The 3527-nt window shown below is 46.9% G+C and carries 1 protein-coding gene; it reads right to left on the bottom strand.

What is annotated here, in order from left to right:
• A partial coding sequence (locus J4E76_RS20710; protein WP_208506710.1) for an S-layer family protein occupies positions 1-3527 on the bottom strand: 3527 nt, incomplete at both ends.

Raw genomic sequence — 3527 nt, 5'->3', positions numbered from 1 at the left:
ACATTAGTTCCTCCTCCATCAGAGGACACTGTGTAATTATACGTTGTGCCTACTTCCGCCCCAGCGAATGTAAACTTGCTCGTAGTCACTTCTGAACCTCCGATTAAGGCATCATCGAAACTGACAGTATATCCTATTGGGGCAGTACCATCATCATCATCACTGATTGTCACCATGCCTACATCACTAATATTTACAGCCAATGTAGTACCGGTCAAATTACTCTGAATAATTTGAATGGTTTCATTCCCTTCCGATGTAGCATCTGCTGTTGGCGTCACTGTGAAGGTCTGCGTTTCTCCCGCTGTACCTGCAAAAGTTAAGGTCTGAGATGTGATGGCTGTATAGTCACTGTCTGCTATTGTTGCTGTGCCATCGGCTGTGCTTACGTCTACAGTGAAAGCGCCATCTACTGCATTGTCTAGCATGGCGGTAACTGTTATCGCTCCTGCGTCTTCAGCACCACTGACAGCTGCAATCGTTACTGCGGCTGCATCGTCATTGGTAATCGTAACTGTGGCACCATCGGTGATAGCTACACTTAATGTCGTTGCTGATAGGTTAGCCTGACTGATGGTCAGAGTCTCATTGGCTTCCAGTTTTGTATCTGCTGTTGGAGTGACTGTAAAGGTCTGCGTCTCTCCATCTGTACCCGCGAAGGTTAAGGTCTGAGATGTAATGGCTGCATAGTCGCTGTCAGCTGTGGTTGCTGTGCCATCGGCAGAGCTGACATCCACGGTAAAGCCGCCTTGGACTGCGTTATCTAGCGTGGCAGTAACCGTGATGGCTCCGCCATTCTCTGCTCCACTGACATCGGCTATCGTTACTGCTGCTGCATCATTATCCGTAATTGTATAAGTATGTATTGTATTGGCTCCTAGATTGGCATTAGTTGGATTGGACAAGGTTACAATCACGGTCTCATTTGCTTCGAATATTGCATCATCTATTACCCCAGCAATAGTTATATTTTCACTTGTGCTACCCGGGTTAAAAGTCAAGGTTCCATTTGCAAGGGTATAATCTGTTCCCCCTCCAGTGGCTGTTCCTGTAACAGTGTAATCAACCGTCACAGTCAGGGCGCTTGCTATGGTTGTGTTAACCGTTAGGTCAGTACTTGAAATACTCTCAGCACCGCTGGAAGCCAAGTTTGCGAACGACACACTCGGACTATCGTCATCAACTATCGTTATGGTTTGTTGCTGTACCCCATCTTCTGCACCATTGGTAACACCAGTTATATCGGCAATGATTGTCTCATTAGTCTCAGGATTTGCATCATTCGTTGGTGTAATAATCACAGCAGCATCTGCCGAAATTTGTCCGGCTATCACAGTAATAGTAGTACTGGCCGTATTATTATAATCTGTGCCACTGATGGCTGTGCCGCTATAAGCTATTGTCACAATTACGTCTGAAGGAGAAGCTGCCGATAAAGTAGCAGTCAAAGTAGCAGTACCCGTAGCCTCATCAATCCTTGAGTTATCAACGGATAAAGTAACTGTCGGCTCAGAATTGATAATAATATCCTTGTTTGTTGCCAGTGAATTGGCATCAGAACCCGTAGGCAAAGCTAAACTTGCGCTATTACCAGCAGCATCTTTCACAGTCGTTCCTGAGGTAATTGTTAAATCGGCTGACGATCTAACATCTAAGTCGCTCGTCTTGTGGCCTACAGGTATTGTTAAATCAAAGGTTAGCGTTGAGGTTCCGCTTCCTGAAGCTAAAGCAACGAACAAATCAAGGCCCGTTTCTAATCCCAATTGTAACCCAGTTCCATTAACAATTACTGCCTCGCTAAATTCGACCTGGATGGACACTTGATCTCCCGCTCCATAGGTGCCATTTGCAGTAGAAGAAGTGACATTCGTTATCGTTGGAACCATACTGTCTTCCGTAATGGTAGGTACATCCACATCACTTGACTCATTGCCTGCTCCATCGGTAGCTTTCACCACAAAGTTGTTATCTGAGTCGGCAGTCAGATTTACGCTAAGACTCCAGGCATTACCGCTTACTACGGCATTGGCAAGGCTGGTTGTATTATCGGCCGTACCGTCATTGTCAGCATCGGCATAAGCATGGACTGTTACTCCATTCTCAGCATGTGTACCACTGATGCTTTGAGTAGCCGCATTGAGCGAAATTGCAGATGCAGGGGTAGTTACCACTGGATCGGCAGGAACTGTACTGTCTTCTGTAATGGTAGGTACATCCACATCACTTGACTCATTGCCTGCTCCATCGGTAGCTTTCACCACAAAGTTGTTATCTGAGTCGGCAGTCAGGTTTACATTCAGACTCCAGACATTACCGCTTACTATGGCATTAGCAAGGCTGGTTGTATTATCAGCCGTGCCGTCATTGTTAGCATCGGCATAAGCATGGACTGTTATTCCATTCTCAGCATGCGTACCATTGATGGTTTGAGTAGCTGAATTGAGCGAAATTCCGGATGCAGGGATAGTTACTACTGGATCGGCAGGGACTGTACTGTCTTCTGTAATGGTAGGTACATCCACATCACCTGATTCATTGCCTACTCCATCTATGGCTTTCACCACAAAGTTGTTGTCTGAGTCGGCAGTCAGGTTTACGCTAAGGCTCCAGACACTACCGCTTATTACTGCATTCGCAAGGCTAGTTGTATTGTCAGCCGTACCGTCATTGTCAGCATCGGCATAAACATGTACTGTTGCTCCATTATCTGGATGGGTACCACTGATGGTCTGAGTAGCTGCATTTACCGTCACTGCCGCGGGGGAAGTCACCACCGGATCAACTGGGACTACGGTATCGATCACAATAAGTAACGTACTGCTTACCGCACTTGAATTACCTGCTGTATCTGTAGCCCTAGCAGTAACACTGTTCACTCCATCACCTAAGGCCGAGCCTACTGTGATGCTCCAATTTCCCGAACCATCTGCTGTAGTTGTGCCAAGACTATTTCCATTAATGAACACTTCAATGATCGCATTAACTTCGGCTGTTCCTATAAGAGTTGGTGTATTGTCAGAGGTCAAATTGTCTGTACTTGATACACCTGAGTCTGAGCTAGCTGCCAAATCAACAACTGGGGCTGAAGGAGCGGCAGTGTCCACCGTAACATTGAGTGCACTACTCGAAGTAGCATTGCCCGCAGCATCTGTGGCTGTGGCCGTAACCGCATAGGTAGCATCAGTCAGTGTTGCAGTTTCATGGTTGAAAGACCACTGTCCTGCTACATCTGCTGTCGTAGAACCTATGCTCGCGGCATCGATAAAGACCTCTACCGTGGCATTAGCCTCGGCTGTTCCATTGAAGCTTAAGGTATTATCATTGGTAATACCATCTGCGCCATTGGCTCCACTGTCTGTTGTGATACTACTTACCACCGGAGCTGCCGGAGCTGTCGTATCCTTACTCGTACTTGCCGTAACGGCTGATCCTACATTAGATGATGGGTCTGTAAGGGTAACCGAAAGCGTCAAGGTGCCATCACCTAGGCCTGATAGATCGGCCAAGGTGATCTGGTCTGTAGCTGT

The sequence above is a fragment of the Roseivirga sp. E12 genome (assembly GCF_017592825.1).
Lineage (GTDB): Bacteria > Bacteroidota > Bacteroidia > Cytophagales > Cyclobacteriaceae > Roseivirga.
Note: the sequence above shows the minus strand (reverse complement) of the source record. Positions and strands in the feature narration are given on the sequence as shown.